Below are 21,366 nucleotides of genomic sequence, written 5' to 3' on the forward strand. Positions count from 1 at the left end.
GGGACACCATGTGGAGCGGTACGTTCGGCCTGTTCGCGGACTGCTCCGCGGTCATCCAAGGGCCGTCGTCCGGGGGGTGTGGTCGGTTTCGCGTTGGGCGGCGTACCAGCCCAGTGCGCGCACCATGGCCTTGTGCGGGGTCGGCGGGAGCAGGGGGGCGAGGGTTTCCCAGGTCGTGTCGACGAGTTCGCGGGCCTCGGCCATGCACGCGTCCAGGGCTCCGCTGCGCATCAGCAGGTCGGACGCCTGGAGCGCACCAGTGTCGGAGCGCTGCCGCAGGGCGTCGCGCAGGCGTTGGCGGCCGGCGGTGTCGAGGAGGCCGGTGGCGTGGGCCACGGGGTAGGTGACCTCGCCGTTGCGGAGGTCTTCGGCGGGGGAGCGGGTGGTGATGCCCTGCTGGTATTCGTCGGGGGTGCACTGCCCGTACAGGTCGAAGACGTCGTCGGTGATCTGGTACGCGATGCCGACGGCCTCGAAGTACGCGCAGATCGCGTCGAGTTGGGTCTCCTCGGCGCCGCCGAGGATCGCGGAGACCTCGGCGGTGCTGCGGACGAGCATGCCCGTCTTGAGCCGGTGGGCGGTGCGGATCTGGTCGAGGAGGGGGCGGGCGTCACCGGTGGCCACGGCGTGGTCGAACGCGGTGTGGTGCCCGGCGAGGTCCAGGGCCTGACCGGCGTGGGCGGCGCGCAGGTCTCGCAGATAGAGCCGGTAGATGCGCAGCATGGTGGCGGCGTCGGCCTGCGGGACGCGCTGGATGAGGGCGTCGAAGGTGTAGTAGCCGAGCGTGCCTGCGGTGATCGCCGGAGCGGTGCCGTAGACCTCGTGGACGCTCGGACGGCCGCGCCGGGTGGGCGAGTTGTCCTGGATGTCATCGATGACCAGCGCCGAGACATGCAGCAGCTCGGTGACCGCGGTCAGCGGCCGGTAGCGCTCGGGGTCGGCGCCGAGAAGACAGAGGACGGCCGCGGCCACGTAGGGGCGCCAGGAGCGTCCGGGGTTGTCGAGCAGGTGCAGCACGGGAGCGGCGACCGCATGATGGAGGCGGATCCGGGCGGCGGTGTCCAGGTCCGTGCCGCCGCTGGTGCCGGTGAGCAGGCCCAGCGCGGTCTCGTCGGTGGCATCGGTGGAATAGAGCGCGGCGGCTTCCGCCCGGGCGATGTCGTGGGTGCGGCGCATGTAGTGCTCGATATCGCCGATGGTGTTGGTCGGGAGGGTCTGCAGGAACGCCGTGCCGGCCACCGGCGTGGTTCCCATGACGCCGCGCACGGTGGCGGGGCTCTCCCAGAAGGCGCGTCCGACGATCAGGGTACGGACCTCGCCCTCCGTCGCCGGAGCGATCACCTCGGCATCCAGTCCGAGGTCGGGGACGCGCACACGCACCGCGGTGGGGTAGGTGTTGAGGGTGGCCAGTGAGGTCCAGTGGCGCACTGGCTGCCAGTCCAGGTCGTGGTAGCTGACCCCGCCGTCCGGGGCGACCACCGTGGCCCGGGTGGACGCCGGCGTGGTGGCACCCGTGGCGGGGTCGGTGTTGCGCGCGTGAATGCAGCCGATCTCCCAGCCGTTGCCGAGCTGGATACCGGCCCACTCCCAGGTGTGGTCCGGCGTTCCCGGGGCCCGCTCGACGTCGTAGTAGGTGCTGCCCCAGTCCTGCTCGAACCAGGCGTGCCCCGCCACCCGCCGTTGGGTGCCGTCCGCATGACGCAGCGTCCCCTGGACGTGCAGCCGGGGCACGAAGTACGACGTCATCGCGTCCGCGTCGGTCGGAAGCCGCCCCGGATAGCGCCCCTGGGCGTCGAACTGCGGTACCGCGGCCTTGACGGGGGTGAGCAGAAGCTCGAAGTCTTCCCCTGCCTGGAAGGCCAGGCGGAATCCGCCGTCCTCCTCGCGGCGCAGCGCGGCCACGTCCCCGAACGACATGTTCAGCGTGTCGGCCGACGCCACCACCGGCTCGGCCAGCAGCCGGTCGGGCAGCAGCGGGCCCTCGGCGAGGGCCTCCGCCAGCGCCTCGCGGACCCGGTGATCCTGCGCGGTGTCGCCGCGGAGCGCCTCGCGGACCGCGCGGTGCATGGTGGGCGTGAGCCAGGCGCCGTGGGAGACCCCTGCCGGGCCCGAGCAGGTGGACACCACGCCGTACCCGGGACCGGCCGCGGGGTCCCGCAGGTCGTGGTGTTTCAGCACGCTGATCATCCACGTGTACTCGTCGCCGCTCTCGTCGCGCAGATGCCCGTTGAGATACCACGCCTCGGCACCGGCCGAAGGATGCGGCAGGCCGAAGGGCGCTGGACCGGCGGTGTGCCGCGGTGCGGCCTGCGAAGGGTCCTGTGCCGGGGGACGGGACGCGGAGATGGTCATGCCGGAAACCTAGACGTCCGCACCCCGCTCTCCGGGTGCTGTTCACCGGCCCCACCTCATCGGATGACAGCGCGGCCCGGATTCCGGGTCCTCACCGTGCCCTCGACGCCGCCCGCTCGTTATAGCGGAACGCCAAGGGGAGGAGGCCCTCGATGGAGGTGACCGGCGTGTACCACGCCTACGGCCGGCGTGCCGTGCTGGGCGGTGTCGACCTGCGACTGCGCCCCGGTGTACTGGCCGGAATCGTCGGGGAGAACGGTGCGGGCAAGACGACCCTGCTGAGGATCCTGTCAGGCGAACTGGCCCCCGATCGCGGCACGGTCCGCCACTACGGCGGTTTCGGGTACTGCCCGCAGGCAGCCGTCCTCAATGACGCGCTCACCGTCCGCCAGCACCTGAAGTACTTCAAGGTCGCCTACGGCCTGAGTGACCTGGTGCGAGCCGAAGAGGTCATGGAGGCACTCCGGTTCAGCGAGTACGCCGACGAACGCGCCGGAGTCCTCAGCGGCGGAACCCGGCAGAAGCTGAACCTCACCCTGGCCCTCATGCACAACCCGCGGACCCTGCTGCTGGACGAGCCCTACCAGGGCTTCGACTGGGAGACCTACCAGCGGTTCTGGGACCTGGCCACCCGGCTGCGCGAGGACGGCCGCTCGGTCCTCGTGGTCTCCCACCTCGCCTACGACGCCGAACGCCTCGACACCTTGTGGCGCCTGGACGGGGGCCGTCTGCACGCGCAGAGCGCGGAGCCCACCGCATGACACCTCCCCGAGCCCTACGCCGCAACCGCACCCTCTTCCTCACGGCGGCCCGCTACGCGCTGATCGAGCACCTGCGCAACCGCTTCGCCATGGTCCTCATCGCCCTGTTCATCCCCGTGTGGACCGCGCTCGCGTTCTGGTCCGTGCCCAGCACCAACACCCGCTTCCGGCTGCGGGCCACCGGCCGGCTGCTCACCCCGCACGGCAACCAGCTCACCGAGATCACCGGCGCACTCAACGCCGTCACCCTGATCGTCGGCTTCATGATGTTCGCGGCCTCCTTCGCGGGCGGCCACTTCGACCGCCGACTGGCCCTGGCCGGCTACCCCCGCAGCCATCTCGTCCTCGCCAAACTCACCTCCTTGACGCTGGCCTCCGCCGCCGTGGCCGCCTACGCGACCCTCCTCACCCGCACCTTCTGGGCCCCCGAACAGCCCGTCCTGCTCGCCGCCGCCCTCTTCTGCGCCGGCATCACCTATGGCGCCCTGGGCGTCGCCTTCGGCTCACTGCTGCGCCGCGAGGTGGAGGGCATGTTCGCCATCGTGATGACCAGCGTGATCGACCTCGCCCTGCAAAATCCCCTCTACAGCTCCAGCTCCGACGGCGGCGTGGTGCGCTATCTGCCCTCCTACGGTGCGATGCAGGCCGCCACCGGCGCCGGGTTCTCCACCACTCCGCTTCCGAAGTACCTCGCCATCCAGGCCGGATGGTTCACCGCCGCCGCCCTCATCGCCCTCCTCGCCTTCCACTGCCGCACCCGCAACACCCTCGGCAGGAGCGGACGGCCGCGTGTCGTCCCGCCCCGCCATCCCGAAGCCGCACCGCGGACGGACGACGTCCCGGTCGGCGAGCCTCCTGCGTAGCTGCGGGCTCGCGGGGTGACGGAGGCCCGAGGCGCCGGGCTCAGGCCATGGAGACCGCGGCGTTCATCTCCCACATGAGCACCTCGGCGCCGTCGGGACCGCCGGTGACGCGCTGGCCCTCCGCGCCGGTGACACGGACCGCGTCACCGGTGGCCAGCGCCTTTGCGCCCTCCAGCTCGGCGCTGCCGCGCGCGACGAAGAGGTGGACGAAGGGAGCGGTGACGATCTCCAGGGTCTCGGCGGGGCGGATGCGGGCGACGTGCAGGGCGGCATGCTTCTGCCGGATGCCGATCGCCCGCTGGTTGCCGTGCCCGGGCATGCCGGAGGCGAGCGTGGCCCAGCCGCCGAGAGCGAGTTCGTCGTTGATGTCGAGCTGCTCGTAGCCGGGCCGGATACCGGACTCGTCGGGGATCGTCCACATCTGGATGAAGTGGACGGGGTCGTTGTGCTCAGGCCGGCCGGTGAGGGTCCAGGAGTCGTTCTTCTCGCTGTGGAGGATCCCGGTGCCGGCGCTCATCCGCTGGGCGAGGCCGGGGTAGATCACCCCGTTGTGCCCCTCGGAGTCCTGGTGGACGAGGCCGCCGTCGAGCACCCAGGTGATGATCTCCATGTCCCGGTGGGGGTGGGTCTCGAAGCCGGTGCCGGGGGCGACGACATCGTCGTTGGAGACCAGCAGCAGCCCGAAATGGGTGTTCTTGGGGTCCCAGTGGCGCGAGAAGGAGAACGAGTGGTGGGAGTCGAGCCAGCCGGCGCGGGTGTGGAAACGCTCGCTGGCGCGCCGGATGTCGAGCTGGGAGGCCATGGTGGTGTCCTTTCTGTCCGTGCGGCCGGGGGTGTCGACCCGGTGATGTAGTTGAACGTTATACAACATCGCGAGCCGAATCATTCCCGTCGCCAGTGGGGTGCTGATCGCCCTATGCATGGTTTACGGTTCAACTAGTGCCCGGGTCGGCGGGCACGGACCGACCAGGAAGAAATCCGGCATGGGCATCTTCAACCGAAATCGCACGAACGACTCCAACGGAACGGAGACCACAACCGTGAGCGCCCCGATCAAGGTAGCCGTCGTCTACTACTCCTCCACCGGCACGATCGCCGAGATCAGCAAGCAGATAGCCCAGGCAGCGGAGAAGGCCGGTGCCCAGGTCCGCCTGCTCAAGGCGGCCGAACTGGCCCCGCAGGCCGCGATCGACTCCAACCCCGCCTGGGCCGCCAACGCCGCCGCCACCGCCGACATCCCCGAGGCCACCCCGGACGACGTCGAATGGGCCGACGCCGTGGTCTTCGGTTCCCCCACCCGCTTCGGCAACGTCGCCTCGCAGCTGAAGCAGTTCATCGACATGCTCGGCGGCCTGTGGGGCGAGGGCAAGCTCGCCGACAAGGTCTACAGCGGCTTCACCTCCTCCGCCACCACCCACGGCGGCCAGGAGTCCACCCTGCTCGCCCTGTACAACTCCTTCCACCACTTCGGCGGCATCATCGTGGCCCCCGGCTACACCGACCCCGCCAAGTTCGCGGACGGCAACCCGTACGGCACCTCCCACGTCGACGCCCAGGGCAGCAACCCCGTCGACCAGACCACCCGTGAGGCCGCCCGCGTCCAGGCCGAGCGCATCGTGCGCCTCACCACCGCCCTCAAGGCCGGCCTCGCCTCCGCCTGAGCCCGGCACCCGGCGAACGCCACTCTGGGCCGGTCGGCCGTACCACGTCGTACGGCCGACCGGCCCAGCCATGCCCACACGCCTAGTCCCCCACAGGCATTGGGCCGTCCGCGTGCGTCGGGGGGCGTCGTTGCGCCCGTCGCCCGCGTGTGACGCCCGGTCTGCCGCAGGATGGCGCCCGAATGCCCATGACGCGCTCCCGGCCTGGTGAGGACCATGACCACCAAGACCACGCCGACGACAAGCCTGATGATGGCCTTCGCACTGTGCGTCCTGGCCGTCGGCAACCAGCTCCCGGGCGGGGCCGACGCCCACCTCGGCATGGTCGTCGTCGGCTTCGGGCTGTTCAACTTGTTCATGAACCTCGGGCCCAACGCCACCACCTTCACGCTGCCCGCCGAGGTCTTCCCCTCCGAGATGCGCACCGCGGCCCACGGCTTCGCCGCCGGATGCGGAAAACTGGGCGCCGCCCTGGGGACGTTCCTCTTCCCGGTCCTGCTGTCCACCGTCGGGGAAAGCGCACTGCTGTTCGGGGTGGCCGCCACCTGTGCCCTGGGCTTCCTGATCACCTTCGCCTTCCGGGTCGAGACCCGCGGCCGTTCCCTCGACGAGCTGTCCGGCGCCCAGGTGACCGCGGTAGCCCCTCGCGTCACCCCGCCATGAGCGGGCCCGCGCCCGGCCGGGCGTAACCCGACCTGGCCATCACCACCAGGGCGGACACCGAGGACACCCTCGCGGCGGCGCTCGACACGGCCAGGAGCGACCGCGACCGGCGCGTCTTCATCGAGGCAGTCATGGAACGTCTGGACGCCCCGGAGTCTCTCGTCAAGCTGGGCAAGGCGGTTCGCCGCCGCGGACTACCACCACGCGCCCGTCTCCTGAGCACAAGGCCGGGGCGGCCCAGACGGAGCGATCCCGGCGCCCACCCGCCGAGGCGTCGCACCTGTCCGGGCCGGACGGCCTTTCTGCTGGACGGCCCGCCCGGACACATGCTCTAGCGCTATCGTCTAGAAGTGGAATTTTCGTTGATGATTCGTTGATGATGTGACCGCGGGACGCGGGCCATGCCCAGGGCGACGGCGTGCAAGCGATCCGGGAGACCTGGAACAACCTTCGAGAAGACGGACCTCACCCCATGACCTCCACCCCCTCCACCACCGCGAGGACGCTCGCCGACCCCGACACCCCCTTCGCGGTCGTCGACATACACAAGGCGCTGCGCAACATCGACCGCCTCGCGGCCAAGGCCGACCACCTCGGCGTCGCCTTGCGACCGCACGTCAAGACGGCCAAGAGCCTTGACGTCGCCGCCCTGATGCACGGCGGCGCGCCCCACCCCATCACCGTTTCCACGCTCGCCGAAGCCGAGGCGTTCGCCGACGGTGGCTACACCGACATCACCTACGCCGTCGGCATCGCTCCCCACAAACTTCCCCGCGTGATCGCCCTGTTGCGCCGCGGTGTCACCCTCCGCGTCCTGCTGGACAGCACCGAGCAGGCCGGCTTCGTCGCGGAAGCCTCCCGTCGGGACGGCATCGGCATCCCCACGCAGATCGAGATCGACTGCGACGGCCACCGCGGCGGCCTCAAGACCGACGCCCCCGCCCTCCTCGCCATCGGTCGCACCCTGCATGACGCCGGATGCCTGGACGGTGTGCTGACCCACGCGGGCGAGTCCTACTTCGCCTACTCCGCGGAGGAGCAGCGGCTGGCGGCGAAGAACGAACGCGACACCGCCGTCGCCGCCGCCGAGCAACTGCGTGCCGCCGGCCTGCCCGTGGCCACCGTCAGCGTCGGCTCGACACCCACGGCGCACGCCGCCGAGGACCTCACCGCCGTCACCGAACTGCGCGCGGGCAACTACGTCTTCTTCGACCTGGTCATGGCCGGTCTCGGAGTGTGCCAGGTCGACGACCTCGCGCTGTCGGTCGTCGTCACCGTCATCGGACATCGTCCCGAGTACGGCTGGATCGTCACCGACGGCGGCTGGATGGCGATGTCGCGCGACCGCGGCACGGCGGCCCAGCCGCAGGACCAGGGATACGGCCTGGTCACCGACCTGGCGGGGCATCCGATCCCCGGCCTGGTCATGAGCGCCGCGAGCCAGGAACACGGCACCATCACCGCCCGCGACGGCGCCACCCTGCCCGACCTGCCCATCGGCACCCGTCTGCGCGTCCTGCCCAACCACGCCTGCGCCACGGCCGCACAACACCGCGGCTACCACGTCATCGACAGTGGCCGGACGGCGACCGACGCACCCGCCGTCCAAGCCGTCTGGCATCGCATCAGCGGCTGGTGACCGCCCTGCCCGTCACGGAAACTGTCCACCGGGCCGGATGACCGGCGGCGACGATCGTGCCGACGCGACGGCGCGGCCTGACGGGGCCTGACCGGGGCCGACGCCGTGCGCGGGCGAGGGATCAGCGGCGGGCGAGGCCGGGGGAGCGGTGGCGGACGGGACTGACCGACTCGAGCGCCGCGCCCAGCCGCAGGACGGTCGTCTCGTCGAACCAGCGGGAGACGAGCTGGACACCGATCGGCAGCCTGTCGCCGGTGGCCCCGAACGGCAACGACAGCGCGGGCAGGCCGGTGAGGTTGAACGGCACGGTGGCGCGCATGATGCCGCTCGCCGGTACCGTCCGGTCCCCGACACGGAGAGTCCGCCGCGCATGAGGCGGGGCCGGTACGGGGCACACGGGGCACAGCAGCGCGTCGTAGCGCTCGAAGTATCCGGCGAACAGCGAACCGAGCTCCTCAACTCGCTGCTGCGCGGCGATGTAGTCGTCCAACGCCACCCCGGGAGCGGCGATCGTGCGGTGCATGACGGTGTGCAGTTCGGACTCACGGCCGGCGGCCACTCGCCGAAAGTACGGCGCCGTCTCCGCGGCGAACAGGATGGCGCTCAGCTCGGTCCCGTCCACCGCCTCCAGGGCTTCCAGGGGAGCGGGTTCGACCGTGCAGCCGGCTTCGCGCAGCGCATCGGCCGCGGCCGAGACCGTGGCCGCCACCTCACGGTCCACGGGACCGAATCCGGGCTCGGCCAACCAGCCGACGCGCAGCCCGGCCACCTCCTTCGGGGCGTCGGTGTGGGGCGGTGAGTGCCGCACCTCGCCATCCGCTCCGTCGGGCCCGGACAGAACGCGCAGCGAGGTCGCTATGTCCCGCACGCTGCGCGCCATCGGGCCGACGTGCCAGTAGCGACGGGGAACCTCCGGCCAGTGTCCGGTGATCGGAATTCTTCCCCGGGTTGCCTTCAGGGCGACGATCCCGGTGTCATGCGCCGGGCCACGCACCGAGATGGCGACATCGCTGCCCAGCCCGAGCGGTGACATCCCGGCGGCGATCGCGGCCGACTCGCCGCCACTGGAACCGCCGGGTGTTCGTTCGACATCCCAGGGGTTGCGGCACCGGCCGACGAGCAGGTTGTCGGTTTCGGTCCAGTAGGAGAACTCGGGCAGGTTCGTCTTGGCCAGCGGAATCGCACCGGCTGCCCGAAGCCGCGCCACCGCGGTCGCGTCGGCCGCCGCGACATGGTCGCGGAAGAGCACGGAGCCACGCGTGGTCACGACGCCCTCGACGTCCAGCGCGTCCTTGACCGTGAACGGCACACCGTGGAGGGGCCCGAGCGGGGCGCCGGCCGCGACCGACTCATCGGCGGCGCGTGCCGCGGCGAGCGCCTGATCGCCGAGCACCGTCACCATCGCGTTGAGCCGTGGGTCGACCTCGTCGATCCGGTCCAGATGTGCCCGCACCACCTCGACCGCCGACACCTGCCGTGTCCTGATCAGCTCGGCCAGCTCGGTCGCGTCCCGGTACATGGACCTGTCCACATTCATCCAACCTCCACGTGCTGCTTGAGATATCAATACTGCGTCTGGTCAGCTCAGATGGACCGCCTGGCAGTCTCCCCGGCGTGCTGCCCGACCGCCCCGGCCAGCCCCCGCTGACCGGCGCTCGAGCGAGGGCACCAGCCGAGCGATGGCCTGAGCGGCACGTCGTGAGCCGAGCCGCGCGTATCAGCTTCGTGTGATGTGTCACGAGCCGGTATCCATCTCGCAGTGGGTCGTCCACGTGGGAAACGGGTGGCAACGCGACTGGCTTAGAGTGCCGATCATGTCTCACTCAAAGATCATCGAGCCCATCGCTCAGCACCCGCAGTCCACCCGTATATCCTCCCGGCGAACGAAGAAGACCCTGATCGCGGCCATCGGCATCGGCATGGCCGTCGCCTTGAGCGGATGCAACGACGACACCGGCGAGGCCACCGACAAGGACACCAGCGCCGCGGAGTCGAAGGCGCCCTCGGCGGGGTCGTCCCCGTCCTCCGCCCCGTCGGGCCCTGCGGGCGATCAGCCGTCGGTCGCGGGATGGCAGACGCAGACCGCGCAGAAGCACCACTTCCGCTATGACGTGCCGGCCAAGGCCAAGAAGTGGCGGGTATTCGATGAGAACACGGCCCTCTCCTACACGGACGAGAACGGCCAGCCGATCGTCGTCATGACCTCGGCCGCCAACTACCGTGAGGGCGGCTGCGCTTCGAGTCCCAACCCCAAGGCCGTCGGTGAGGCGGGCAAGGGGCAGCTCGCCACCGTCGGCACCACAGGCGGCGGCAAGGAGGGCACCCTCCAGGAGAACGCTCGTAACTGGGCGGGCAACTGGGGCTTCGCCGCGTACGGGGGTGCGGACCACAAGCCCAAGATCAAGGTCAGCGAGGCCAAGCCGTGGAAGCAGGGGGGTATTGACGGATACACCGCGACCGCCGAGGTCACCGTCACCAACCGGCCGAGCTCATGCGTCCCGGCGAAGGCGATCGTGCGCAGCATCGCGCAGAAGCTCCCCGACGGCACCATGCACGGCTGGGTGATCTACGCGGACCAAGGGGTTCCCAACGCGCTGACGGCCGCCGAGATCGAGAAGGTCATGGGCACCGTCCGGTCCACGGGCAGCTGACACCAGTCGGCCGGTGAGGCGGCGGCGATCCGGGGGCAGGGCGGGAGCGAGCATCGCGGGGGTGCTCACGTTCCCTCTCGGCCCCCTCGCACCCCTTCTCATCTCAAGTCCCGTCGCTCCGGCGGAAGTTCTGTAATCAAGATCGAATAGCTGCTTTAATTGGGGTAGCTGATCGTGAGTCCCGGCCCTCGGAAGGCAGCCATGGTGTCCCCCGTCCTCTACCAGTCCCGCTCCCGTTCCGATGACCCGTTCGAGGCCGCTGCCGACGCCGGCGTTCTCCGCGTCATGTCCGACTCCCGTACTCCGGTGTTTCTCACCGTGCATGCGCGTGGACGGCGCCGGTACGGCTACTGGCAGCCGTACGACCACATCGCCGACCGGGGAGGCTGCTACGTGGCTCTGCCCACCCCCGTATGCGACAGGCTGTACTCCCAGGGGCGGATCACCCTCGGTGACCCCCTCGTGGACCCGGGCAAGACCACCTACCGCGTCCGGCCCGCCAATGACCCGGTCGCGCCGGTGCGCATCCCGGTGGCGCCCCTGCCCGCGGTGGCGGCGGCACAGACGCTCGCCGCGTGAGGCTGCGCGTACACCAACCGCCCGCAACGGGTCGTCAGGCCTGCGCGGTGGGCCGGACGACGACCTCGCTGACGTCGACGCCGGCGGGCTGCTCGATCGCGTAACCGATCGCGGACGCGATGGCGGACGGCGGGATGGCCATCTCGTCGCGCTGTCGGGCTGCCGCCGCCGCTGCCTCGGGACTCGCCCCCTTGCCCACGCCCTCGGTGTTGGTGAACCCGGGCGAGACCAGGGTGACCCGCAGGTCGGGGCCCGACTCCTGGCGCAGTCCCTCGGTCAGTACCTTCACCGCCGTCTTGGTGGCCGCGTAGACGGCCTGCGGGGATTTCACGACGTAGGCCGCGGTCGAGGCGATGTTGACGAACTGGCCGGAGCGCTGCCGCCTGAAGAGGGGAAGCGCCGCCCCGATGCCGTTCAGCAGGCCGGTGATGTGCGTCGCGACCATCGCGTCCCAGTCGTCCTGGCGCAGCAGCCGCCCCACGAAGCCCTGCGCGCTTGGACACGCCTCTTCCTGGACTACGTCACCGCGAAATTCGGCATGGCCGACGCCTTGCGCGCCATCGCCGCCACGGGAGGCAACCCCTATGGCCACAGTCGGGACATGATCCAGGCCGCCATCACCACCCTGATGGACGCGTGCGCGGCCGCCGGGACGATCCGCACCGACATCAGCCCCACCGACATGGGCGCCGCCCTCGAAGGCATCGCCGTCACCTCGGCCATGCCCGAACACCGGGAACGGGCCGAACGCCTGCTGGACCTCACGCTGGACGGGTTGAGGGCCCGTTCGTGAGGTAAATGGATGCCCTCCGCCGGAAAGAGGCTCGTGAGTCTCGGCTGACTCGATGCGACAGCGGTTCGGGAGGCAGCGGGCCGTCGCGGCCCAGTCGAACCGTGCGCGAGTTCCGGCAGCACGGATCCATGCCCTAGGGTGCAACGCTGCGCCCTGGCGCGATTAACCTTCCGACTCACCATCACGGGGATCCTCATGCGTTTGGCAACCACACTCCTCCTGCTCGGCGCCCTGCTCGGGGTGGCGCCCGCCGCGGCCCACGCGGCGCCGACGCGTGACTCCGTCTCGTACGTCGCGCTCTCGTCGAAGCGAGGTGGTGGCAGCAGCGGTGGCGGTGGCGTCAGCAAGGTCGGGGGCAACAAGAAGTCGAAGGGCAGCGGCTACTCCTACCGCAACCACAGCGGCGGCTCGTCCAGCGGAAAGAAGAAGATGCCCCTGTGGCAGGCCATCCTGTTCCTGCTCCTCCTGGGCGGCCTCATCGTCTGGGCCGTCGTCAAGCTCATACGCAAGCTCCGGAAGGCCGTCAGCGCCTGACGGGCATTCGGCGGGCGGTGGCGCGGATCGGATGCCACCGGCCGGCTCCGCGTCCGGTGGGCACGGCCGCACATCGCGCACCGGTGCGCGATGTGCGGCCTGATGGACGGGCTCAGGCGGGCAGCTTCGTGTCGACGACGCAGCTGATCTCGATGACCTGGCCGGGGAAGGTCAGTTCGGTGACGCCGAGGACCGTGCTGGCCGGGCGGTGGTCGCCGAAGTACGCCAGGTTGCCCTCCGCTGTCGCCGCGGCGTGCTGCCGCAGGTTCACCACGTACAGGGTCTGCGAGACGACCTGGTTGCGGGTGACGCCGTAGTGGCCCAGGACCTTGTCCATGTTGACGTAGGTCCGCTGGAGCTGGGCGGCGAAGTCGTCCGCGTGGAGAAAGTCGCCCGCCTCGTCGAGCGAGAGCTGGCCGGAGACGTGGATGAGATCGCCGGACCTGATCGCCTGCGAGTAGCCGAAGTCGCTCTCGGCCGGCACGTTGTGGTGGAAGACATCGATGGTGGCCATTGGTGCTCGCCCTTTCTTCCTTACTCTCTTGTGGTTACTGGGGAACTGTAGGAGAGTGGCGGTCGACCTGGAAGAACGCACTTTTCGGTGACGGGGGAACCATATGGTGACCAAGCAGCTACTCAAGGGCCTGCCGGAGGACGCGGACCTGAGGCGCGCGGACTCTCTGGCGCGGGAGATCTTCTCGGACGTGGCCAACAAATGGGCGTTCCTGATCATCGAGGCGCTCGGTGAGCGCACCCTGCGCTTCAGCGAGTTGCGCACGGACGTCGAGGGCGTCAGCCATAAGATGCTCACCCAGAACCTGCGCATGCTGGAGCGCAACGGCCTGGTCGAGCGGAAGGTGCATCCCACCGTGCCGCCCCGGGTCGAGTACACCCTCACCGAGCCGGGCCGGGCCCTGCGCGCGACGGTGGACAGCATGTGCGGCTGGACCCACACCTACCTCGGTCACATCGAGGACGCGCGCCGTCGCTTCGGCGCCTGACGGGCGCCCAGCGCCACGCCCCTGGTGGGGTAGTTGTCAAGCGCTGCTTCGAGTTCACCCGGCTCAGGTTCGGGCGACGGAGCCGTGGTGTCGGTGGCATATCGGGGACTGTCGGTTCGATGTCGGTGAGGTCCGACATCTTTCGAGAGGTCCCGCCGGATGATCGTTTCGACGGGATATCACCGTTCTCATTCGGTGTCCTCCCTTCACCCGATCCTCGCCCGATTTCAAGGAGCGCACATGACGATCACTGTCCGGCCGGGAAGCACCGTGATGTTCACCGGCGATTCGATCACCGACTGCCAACGGCTGGAGAGCGAGGACGGTCTCGGGTTCGGCTACCCGCTGCGCATCGCGGGCGAGTGGGGACTGCGGCACCCGGACCGGCCCGTGACCTGGCTGAACACCGGGATCGGGGGCAACAAGGTGATGGACCTCGAAGCCCGCTGGCAGACGGACGTACTCGACGCGCGCCCGGACGTGGTGTCCATCCTCGCCGGGGTCAACGACATGGGCTGGCACACGCTGGACCCGGAGGGTTACGTGATCACCGCGGAGGAGTTCGAAGCGGGCTACGACCGCCTGCTCGCGCCCCTCGCCGAGGCGGGCACGGAGCTGATCCTCATCGAGCCGTTCCTCCTGCCGATCCACGGCATCGTCGAGGCCGGTCCCGGTGTGCGCATCGGAGAGGAAGAGCGCAAGGAATGGCGCACCGACCTGGACCCGAAGATCCAGGTCGTGCGCAAGCTCGCCGTCAAGTACGACGCCCAGCTGCTCGACGCCGACGTCATGTTCGCCGAGCTCGCCGCGACGACCGAGCCGGAGTACTGGTCCGCGGACGGTGTCCACCCGACGCCGGCCGGTCACGCCGCGCTCGCGGCGGCCTGGCTGCGCCTGGTGGAGTGACCGCGGGCGGGCCGGGGCCGTCTGACGGCGGCGTTACCGCCGGGGTTTGTTCGCGAACACCCACCTATTGCCCTCCAGCGCGTCATTCTGCTCGGGCAGCGGGCCGCGCCCGTGCCGGCGGGTGAAGTCGAAGGGGGTGTGGACCGATGTCGACCAGCCCCTGTCCGCCAGATCACCCGCGGAGTCGGGCCGCGGCTCGCCGTCGAACAGGTTGAGCAGGTCGATGCCGATCTGGTCCCTTGTGGAGGTGTAGAGCGGGCTGTCGCGGTAGGCCAGCAAGTCCTTCTCGAGCTTGACCTCGAACGCCAGGGCGCTGCCACCCGTGCTCAGCAGGTCCACCGTGTCGATGAGGTACCTCTCGGAGGCGCCTGGCAGGTAGAACAGCAGTCCCTCGGCCAGCCAGACGCTCGGTGCGGCCCTGTCGAAGCCCGCGTCGGACAGGGCTCCGACCCAGTCGGCGCGCAGATCGATCGGGATCGGTACGCGCGCCGCCTTCGGGGTGGCCGACAGCCCGTCGAGCACCCGGTGCTTGAAGGCCAGCACGCCTTCCCTGTCGATCTCGAAGACGACACAGCCGGAAGGCCAATCGAGCCGGAACGCCCGGGTGTCCAACCCCGCCCCGAGCAGGACCACTTGGCGGGCGCCACCGGCCTCCGCCCGCACCGACCGGAGGAGAAAGTCGTCGAGGACCCTCGTCCGCAGACCGAAGTAGCGCGCGAACCGCCCCCACAGCGGATCCGCGTCTCCGGCCGGAACCTGTTGCATGCGCACCGGCCAGCCCGCGGACGCCGGTGCGGCGCGCACGAAGTGCTCCGCGAAGACGTCCCGGGCCAGGCTGTCGTGGCGGTGGGTCTCGATCGCCCGTGCCGCGGCGACCATGAGAGCGGTCAGACCCACACCCCCTTCCACGCCTTCCACACCGGCGCTCCGATGCGCTGTGCCGACCATGTGTCCTCCCTTGAGGCGAGCAGAGACTACGAACAGCGAGAAATACGAAGTACGAATGACGTGGCGGTCGACCGGATGGGCAGTGGCGTCGAACGCCACGCTCATCGACCCGCTCCCGCCGGAATCAGGACGGGTTTGACCACGCGGCCCGCGTCGCAGTCGCGTTCGGCCTCGTTGATGTCGGCGAGCGGGTACGTACGGATCAGCTGGTCGAAGGGGAAGCGCCCGGCCTGCCACAGCGCGGTCAGCCGCGGAATCAGCAGTCCCGGCACCGCGTCCCCCTCACAGATGTGGGAGATCCTCCGGCCCCGGTCCAGCGTGCCCGGTTCGAGTGGCAGCGCGGTGTGGAGCCGTGCCACCAGGCCGAGGTGGCCGGTCGGGCGCAGCGCCCGGAGCGCGTCGTTGATCAACGGGGCGGAGCCCGTGGTGTCCAGCGCGTACCGCGCGCCGCCGTCGGTCAGTTGCCGAATGCGCTCGGGCAGGCCGGCCGAGGCGGCCTGCAGCGGACTCGCGCCGAGCCGCTCGGCCAGCGCCAGCCGTTCGGGGTGCCGGTCGACGGCCACGGTCACCGCCCCGGCGGCGGTGGCCGCCATCACCGCGGCCAGGCCCACCGCTCCCGCGCCGAGGACCGCGACGGTGTCGCCGGGGCCGGCGCCGAAGGAGGTGAAGACCGCTCCGGCGCCGGTGAGGAAGCCACAGCCGAGCGGCCCGAGCAGTTCGACGGGCAGCGAGGAATCGACCCGGACGGCATTGCGGGCCGGGACCATCGCGTACTCGGCGAACGAGGACTGGCCGAACCACCGGGGAGCCAGGGCGATCCCGGCCGCGTCGGTGAACCGTGCCGCGTTCTCCTTACGCCCTCCGAAGAGGTTGAGCGAGGCGAAGGAGTCACAGTAGGCGGGGGCCGCGCCCAGACAGCTCCGGCAGTGTCCGCAGGAGTCGAAGCTCAGCACGACATGGTCGCCGACGCCGAGGCCGGTGTCCGGGCCGCCCGTCTCCACCACGACCCCGGCCCCCTCGTGGCCGAGCACCGCCGGCAGTGGTGAGCGGCCCGCGGAGCGCCGGACCGCGAGATCGGTCCGGCACATCCCGCAGCCCGCGATCCTGACCAGGATCTCGCCGTCGGCCGGCCCCGTGTTCAGGGCCACCTCCTCGACGGCGAATCGGCTCTCGTACGAGCGCAGTACCGCCGCGCCGAACCTCTTCGTCACGCCTCCTCCGGGCGGTGCACGACAAAGGGCCTGAGGTTTCCGTAGAGCCCCCACGGCCCGCCCGCGACGCCGACACCGCTGTCCTTGATGCCGGCGAAGGGCTGGGCGAGGGACAGTTCGGCGTGGTGGTTGATCCATGCCGTCCCGCACTCCAGCCGGTCGGCCACCGCCTCGGCCCGGTCGAGGTCGGTGCCCCATACCGAGCCGCCCAGCCCGAAGCCGGTGTCGTTGGCCGCCTCGACGGCTTCGTCCAGGTGCCCGTACGGCAGCACCGGCAGGACCGGGCCGAACTGCTCCTCCGTCACCACCGGGCTGCCGGAGGGGACGTCGGCCAGGACCGTCGGCGCGAAGAAGTAGCCCGGTCCCTCCAGCCGGTGGCCACCGGCCGCGGCTCTGGCGCCGTCCGCCAGGGCCTGGGCCGTGCGGCGCTCGACCCGGGCCAGCTGGGGGGCGTTGCCGACCGGCCCCAGCTGTGAGCCCGGGTCGAGACCGGGTCCGACCACGACGGTCTTCGCGCGCTCCGCGAGGGCCTCGACCACCTGGGAGTGGAGCCGGGCCGGGGCGTAGACGCGCTTGACCGCCATGCAGACCTGCCCGCAGTTGCGGAACGCCGCCCAGAACAACCGGTCCGCGATCCGCTCCACCTCCACGTCCTCCAGCAGGATGGCGGCGTCGTTGCCGCCCAGCTCCAGGGTGACCCGGGCGAGCGAGGCCGCCGCGCTCTCGGCGACGGCCCGTCCGGTGGCGATCGAACCGGTGAAGGTCACATGGCGGATCCCCGGATGGGACGCGAGGCGGGCACCGAGGGGCTCGCGACCGGTGACGATCGTCAGTACGTCCTGGGGGAGGGCGGCGGAGAGGACGGACCCCAGCAGCCGGGTGGCGAGGGGCGTGAACGGGGAGGGCTTGAGCACCATCGTGTTGCCCGCGGCGAGCGCGGGCGCGAACTTCGCCGACGCGAGCTGGAGCGGAAAGTTCCACGGGACGATCGCGGCGACGGGCCCGAGCGGTCGCCAGCGTAGCTCGGTGCGTACGGGCCGGCCGTCCGCGATCGGCTCGGGCACCGGGTCCAGTTCGGCGAAGTAGCGCAGGCGGGCCGCCGCGCGGGCGACCTCCGCGTACGACTCGGCCAGGGGCTTGCCCTGTTCCCGGGTGAGCAGCGGCGCGAGGTCGGCCCCGGCCGCCTCCACGGCGTCGGCCGCCGCGAACAGCGCGGTGGTGCGGGCGACGGGGTCGGCCCGCCAGTCGCGCCAGGCGTCGTGGGCCCGGTCGACGATGGCGTCCAACTCGTCGGGCCGCTGGTCGGGAGCCTCGTCGAAGGCCTCGCCCGTCGCCGGATCGAGGACGGCGAAGCGCTCGCCGCGGGGCCCCGGCGTGCGACGGGGCGGGTGTGTCGGCATGCCCGCGGTCAGCTCGCGGTGGCGACGGTGGCCGCGTACTCCCGGGCATGCCGGTCCATCTCCGCCCGGAAGGCGGCCACCAACTGCGGCTGAATCCTTCCGGCGTTGCGGTCGCCTCCCTCGCAGACCGCCCCGCGCACTCCCACGATGTCCGTGCCGATGCGAGTCAGCTCGCCGAGGTCTCCCGCCTTGACGCTGCCCGCGAGGGCGGCGAGCAGATCCGCTGCGTGGGCCAGCCGGACGAACTCCGCGCAGACATCGGGCGGAACGTGGTCGAACAGCCGTGTCCCGTCCTTGATCGCGGTGTCGAGCATGGCCGCGTCGGAGCCGGAGCGGCGGGCGATGTCGGGCAGGGCGAGCGGGTTGACGCAGCCGATCCGGTGGGCGTCGGCATAGCCCGAGGCGACGACGAACGCGTCCGGCCGGTAGTCCTTCACCGCCCGGACGACCCCGCGCATGACATCGACGGCCTGGTCGGGCGTGGTGCATCCATAGAGGCCGACCTTGATGTACGTGGCTCCGGATACGGCCGCGCCGAGCGCCGCCTGGGCCACCGTGCCGGGCTTGTACGGCACGTCTCCCACGGTGGCGGACACCGGCTTGTCCGCCGGGACCGCGTCGCGGATCTCTCTGATGATCCACGGGAAGTTCGCACCGAGCGAGCCCTCGTCGGGCTTTTTGACATCGACGATGTCGAGGTGCTCCGCCGCCTTCGCGCAGTCGAGGGCCTCATCGACGCTGTCCGGGGAGATGAGAAGCAACAACGTACATTCCTTCCACCGCATGTCCACCCGCCACAGGGCAGGTGTGCGGAGTCGTGGATCACCTGCGGTCGGCTCATCATTGCCGCGGCCCGTGGTCACCGGCAGGGCGCGCGGAGTCCGAATGGGTCATTGCATGACGCATCCGCGCCCCCAACGCACCGTCCACGCCGTTGCGAAGCGGCGTGCGTTGGGGGCCTCGTGACGCCTCGGCGGGTTGTGAGATGACGCACTGGCGGCTGCCTCGCCTGAGAAGATCGTCAGAATTTACGCGATGTTCCCCGAGTGGATAAAGCCGGTGGGTCACCGGAACGACAGATGGCCGACCGTCATGTCCACGGGCCGGATCGGGTGTTGGCGGCGGGAAGCGGTACGGCGGAATTAGGGTAAATCGGATATCGTCCCGGGGTCTCGCTCCCTCATCACTTGCCGTTGATCAATAAATTACCGACCGGTATTGGGTCGTGATCCGGACGGGCCTTGCCAGGTGCGTGTGCCGACTGCTTAAGTGACGCTGCCGTCCGCCAAGGAATTCTCTGGTGACGGCCTATCGCTTTAATGAACGGGGGCCACGTGCTTTTCAATTGCTGTTGGCGTACGCCACTCGTCGCCGCCATGCGCCCATTGCGCATGAGCGGGCGATGCAATGCAATGTATGTGCCAAGTGCGTGAGGTGTGAATTCGTGGACATAGCCATAGAGGCCGAGGGGATCCGCAAGAGATACGGGGACCACGAGGCGCTGCGCGGCGTGGACCTGTCCGTTCCGGCGGGAACCCTCCTCGGTCTGCTCGGCCCCAACGGAGCGGGCAAGACGACGACGGTGCGGGTGCTGGCCACGCTGCTGGAAGCCGACGAGGGCCGCGCGAGCGTCGCCGGGTTCGACGTACGCACGCAGCCGCGCGAGGTGCGCCGCAGGATCGGCCTCACCGGTCAGTACGCGGCCCTCGACGAAAGGCTCACCGGCCGGGAGAACCTCCAGCTCGTCGGGGTGCTCCACCGTCTGGGCCGCCGCGGGGCGAAGGCTCGCGCCGAGGTGCTGCTCGACCGGCTCGACCTGGGCCGGTTCGCCGAGCGCACGGTCAAGACGTACTCCGGTGGCACCCGGAGGCGGCTGGACCTGGCCGCCAGCCTCATCGCCGACCCCAAGGTGCTCTTCCTCGACGAACCGACCACCGGCCTCGACCCGACCAGCAGACTCATCCTCTGGGACATGATCCGCGAACAACTGGCCGACGGGGTCACGGTCCTGATGACCACCCAGTACCTCGAAGAGGCCGATCAGCTCGCCCACCGGATCGCGGTGATCGACGGCGGCCGTGTGATCGCCGACGGCACGTCGGACGAACTCAAGGCCAAGGTGGGTGGCGAACGCCTCGAGGTGACCCTGCAGGACGACGCCGCGATCCCCGCGGCCGTCACCGCCCTGCGGGAGGTCACCGCCATGGAGCCGGTCGTCGAACGGCACGGACGGATGGTTTCGGTATCCCTTCGTGACCAGCTCAAGACGGTGTCCGAGGCCGCCTCCGCCCTGGACGCCGCCCAGGTGCGGCCCATCGGGTTCGCCGTACGGCGGCCCTCGCTCGACGATGTGTTCCTCGCCCTTACCGGCGGCACCACCAGCAAGGAAGGGTAGGGCGTGGGCACCATGGAACTCGTCGGCGACGTCTCCGCACTGTTCGGCCGCCATATGCGGCATCTGGCCCGCATTCCGGAGAAGCTCCTCAGCGTGACACTGATGCCGGTCGCGTACGTGATCGTCTTCGGTGTGCTGTTCGGCAGCGCGATCTCCGTTCCGGGCAGCGACTACCGCTCGTATCTGATGGCCGGCATCTTCACCCAGATGATGCTCACCAATGTGGGCAACACCGCGCTGGGTGTCGCCGGAGACCTCGACAACGGCGTGGTCGACCGCTTCCGTTCCCTTCCCATGTCCCGGTCGGCCGTACTGATCGGGCGCACCCTCTCCGATGTGGCGCTCGCCGTCATCGCCTGTATCACGATGGCCGTCGTCGGATACCTCATCGGCTGGCGGGTGCACCAGGGCATCCCCAAGGCCATCGCCGGATTCGGCATCCTGCTGCTGCTCGGCTACGCCATGTCCTGGCTGGGCGCCCTCATCGGACTGCTGGCGCGCAGCGCCGAAGCGGTCAATTCCATCGCGTTCATGCTGGTCATGCCGCTCACCTTCCTCTCCAACGCGTTCATTCCGCTGAACGGCCTGCCGGGCTGGCTGCGGCTGCTGTGCGAGTGGAACCCGGTGAGCGCCGTGGTGGCCGCCTGCCGTGAACTCTTCGGCAACACCTCGACCGGCACCGGTAAGAGCGCCCTTCCCGTCCAGTACCCCATTCCGCTGTCCCTCGCGCTGATCGCGCTGCTGCTCGCCATCGTCGTCCCCGCCGCCGTCGGCGCCTATCGCAAGGCCGCCGCCCGCTGAGGCACCGCGGGCCCGCGCGGGCCCGCCCGGAATGCGCGTGGAGCCCTCGCGCCGGGTTCTCCGTCCCCACCGCCATTCCCGCTGCCGGCGCTGAGAATTCAGGCGTTCCCCGCTTGGTATATCGCTTGCGGATCGACATCTCGCAGCGGAAGTCATCTCACTTCCATGAGCCTGCCGAGATGTTGTTGACTTCCGAATTTGTCGCTTC

At 70.2% G+C, this 21,366-nt stretch carries 20 protein-coding genes and 2 pseudogenes; 13 read left to right on the forward strand and 9 right to left on the reverse strand.

The window, feature by feature from the left end; translation table 11 throughout:
• Positions 1–51: 51 nt before the first annotated feature.
• Complete coding sequence (locus J8403_RS42220; RefSeq protein WP_211127835.1) at positions 52–2,352, reverse strand: polyprenyl synthetase family protein; 2,301 nt, start codon at positions 2,350–2,352, stop codon at positions 52–54.
• Positions 2,353–2,504: 152 nt separating this feature from the next.
• On the opposite strand from J8403_RS42220, the gene J8403_RS42225 reads away from it, so the two are divergent.
• Both J8403_RS42225 and J8403_RS42230 read left to right on the forward strand, forming a co-directional pair.
• A complete protein-coding gene (locus J8403_RS42225; RefSeq protein WP_211127836.1) occupies positions 2,505–3,113 on the forward strand; it encodes an ABC transporter ATP-binding protein in 609 nt (202 codons plus the stop codon).
• Positions 3,110–3,976 (forward strand): ABC transporter permease, encoded by an 867-nt coding sequence (locus J8403_RS42230; RefSeq protein ID WP_211127837.1) that lies wholly within the window; start codon positions 3,110–3,112, stop codon positions 3,974–3,976. The genes J8403_RS42225 and J8403_RS42230 overlap by 4 nt, the downstream gene beginning before the upstream one ends.
• A gap of 40 nt (positions 3,977–4,016) precedes the next feature.
• Here the strand turns inward: J8403_RS42230 and J8403_RS42235 are convergent, their stop codons facing one another.
• A complete protein-coding gene (locus J8403_RS42235; protein WP_211127838.1) occupies positions 4,017–4,778 on the reverse strand; it encodes a pirin family protein in 762 nt (253 codons plus the stop codon).
• A gap of 238 nt (positions 4,779–5,016) precedes the next feature.
• On the opposite strand from J8403_RS42235, the gene wrbA reads away from it, so the two are divergent.
• The 3 genes from wrbA (at position 5,017) to J8403_RS42250 (ending at position 7,939) form a co-directional block, all read left to right on the forward strand.
• A complete protein-coding gene (gene wrbA, locus J8403_RS42240) occupies positions 5,017–5,637 on the forward strand; it encodes an NAD(P)H:quinone oxidoreductase (RefSeq protein ID WP_211127839.1) in 621 nt (206 codons plus the stop codon).
• A gap of 216 nt (positions 5,638–5,853) precedes the next feature.
• Positions 5,854–6,300, forward strand: a complete 447-nt coding sequence (locus tag J8403_RS42245; RefSeq protein ID WP_211127840.1) for an MFS transporter — start codon at positions 5,854–5,856, stop codon at positions 6,298–6,300.
• Between the two features lie 472 nt (positions 6,301–6,772).
• Entirely contained in the window at positions 6,773–7,939 is a 1,167-nt protein-coding gene (locus J8403_RS42250) for a DSD1 family PLP-dependent enzyme (protein ID WP_211127841.1), read from the forward strand.
• 121 nt (positions 7,940–8,060) lie between these two features.
• Here the strand turns inward: J8403_RS42250 and J8403_RS42255 are convergent, their stop codons facing one another.
• On the reverse strand, positions 8,061–9,476 hold the full coding sequence (locus tag J8403_RS42255) for an amidase (protein WP_211127842.1): 1,416 nt from the start codon (positions 9,474–9,476) through the stop codon (positions 8,061–8,063).
• Positions 9,477–9,753: 277 nt separating this feature from the next.
• Here J8403_RS42255 and J8403_RS42260 point away from each other — a divergent pair, with 277 nt between their 5' ends.
• Positions 9,754–10,590, forward strand: coding sequence for a DUF8017 domain-containing protein (locus tag J8403_RS42260; RefSeq protein WP_246586256.1), 837 nt, complete (start codon positions 9,754–9,756; stop codon positions 10,588–10,590).
• Between the two features lie 201 nt (positions 10,591–10,791).
• Positions 10,792–11,169, forward strand: coding sequence for a hypothetical protein (locus J8403_RS42265; protein WP_211127843.1), 378 nt, complete (start codon positions 10,792–10,794; stop codon positions 11,167–11,169).
• Between the two features lie 34 nt (positions 11,170–11,203).
• On the opposite strand, the pseudogene J8403_RS42270 reads toward J8403_RS42265, so the two are convergent.
• Positions 11,204–11,638, reverse strand: a pseudogene (locus J8403_RS42270) (SDR family oxidoreductase); the annotation flags it as partial.
• Between J8403_RS42270 and J8403_RS42275 the strand changes: the two are divergent.
• A pseudogene (locus J8403_RS42275) lies at positions 11,621–11,962 on the forward strand (SbtR family transcriptional regulator); the annotation flags it as partial. The pseudogenes J8403_RS42270 and J8403_RS42275 overlap by 18 nt on opposite strands.
• 201 nt (positions 11,963–12,163) lie before the next feature.
• Positions 12,164–12,496 (forward strand): hypothetical protein, encoded by a 333-nt coding sequence (locus J8403_RS42280; RefSeq protein ID WP_211127844.1) that lies wholly within the window; start codon positions 12,164–12,166, stop codon positions 12,494–12,496.
• A gap of 112 nt (positions 12,497–12,608) precedes the next feature.
• On the opposite strand, the gene J8403_RS42285 is transcribed toward J8403_RS42280, so the two are convergent.
• Positions 12,609–13,010, reverse strand: a complete 402-nt coding sequence (locus J8403_RS42285) for a RidA family protein (RefSeq protein WP_211127845.1) — start codon at positions 13,008–13,010, stop codon at positions 12,609–12,611.
• Between the two features lie 103 nt (positions 13,011–13,113).
• On the opposite strand from J8403_RS42285, the gene J8403_RS42290 reads away from it, so the two are divergent.
• Both J8403_RS42290 and J8403_RS42295 read left to right on the forward strand, forming a co-directional pair.
• Positions 13,114–13,497 (forward strand): winged helix-turn-helix transcriptional regulator, encoded by a 384-nt coding sequence (locus J8403_RS42290; RefSeq protein ID WP_211127846.1) that lies wholly within the window; start codon positions 13,114–13,116, stop codon positions 13,495–13,497.
• Between the two features lie 240 nt (positions 13,498–13,737).
• The gene (locus J8403_RS42295; RefSeq protein ID WP_211127847.1) at positions 13,738–14,403 is read left to right on the forward strand and encodes an SGNH/GDSL hydrolase family protein; all 666 of its coding nucleotides are present in this window, start codon (positions 13,738–13,740) and stop codon (positions 14,401–14,403) included.
• 33 nt (positions 14,404–14,436) lie between these two features.
• Here J8403_RS42295 and J8403_RS42300 read toward each other — a convergent pair whose 3' ends face one another.
• From J8403_RS42300 to J8403_RS42315, 4 genes are all read right to left on the reverse strand, one after another.
• The gene (locus J8403_RS42300; protein WP_211127848.1) at positions 14,437–15,351 is read right to left on the reverse strand and encodes a class I SAM-dependent methyltransferase; all 915 of its coding nucleotides are present in this window, start codon (positions 15,349–15,351) and stop codon (positions 14,437–14,439) included.
• Positions 15,352–15,452: 101 nt separating this feature from the next.
• A complete protein-coding gene (locus tag J8403_RS42305) occupies positions 15,453–16,562 on the reverse strand; it encodes an NAD(P)-dependent alcohol dehydrogenase (RefSeq protein ID WP_211127849.1) in 1,110 nt (369 codons plus the stop codon).
• A complete protein-coding gene (locus J8403_RS42310; protein ID WP_211127850.1) occupies positions 16,559–17,962 on the reverse strand; it encodes an aldehyde dehydrogenase family protein in 1,404 nt (467 codons plus the stop codon). Before J8403_RS42310 ends, J8403_RS42305 begins: the two co-directional genes overlap by 4 nt.
• An 8-nt stretch (positions 17,963–17,970) precedes the next feature.
• Positions 17,971–18,747: a (5-formylfuran-3-yl)methyl phosphate synthase gene (locus J8403_RS42315; protein ID WP_211127851.1), complete on the reverse strand. Its 777-nt coding sequence runs from the start codon at positions 18,745–18,747 to the stop codon at positions 17,971–17,973.
• Positions 18,748–19,406: 659 nt separating this feature from the next.
• Here J8403_RS42315 and J8403_RS42320 point away from each other — a divergent pair.
• A complete protein-coding gene (locus J8403_RS42320) occupies positions 19,407–20,357 on the forward strand; it encodes an ATP-binding cassette domain-containing protein (RefSeq protein ID WP_211127852.1) in 951 nt (316 codons plus the stop codon).
• A gap of 12 nt (positions 20,358–20,369) precedes the next feature.
• Positions 20,370–21,158: an ABC transporter permease gene (locus J8403_RS42325; RefSeq protein ID WP_211128700.1), complete on the forward strand. Its 789-nt coding sequence runs from the start codon at positions 20,370–20,372 to the stop codon at positions 21,156–21,158.
• The last annotated feature ends 208 nt before the right edge of the window (positions 21,159–21,366 follow it).

This window comes from Streptomyces yatensis, from assembly GCF_018069625.1.
Lineage (GTDB): Bacteria > Actinomycetota > Actinomycetes > Streptomycetales > Streptomycetaceae > Streptomyces > Streptomyces yatensis.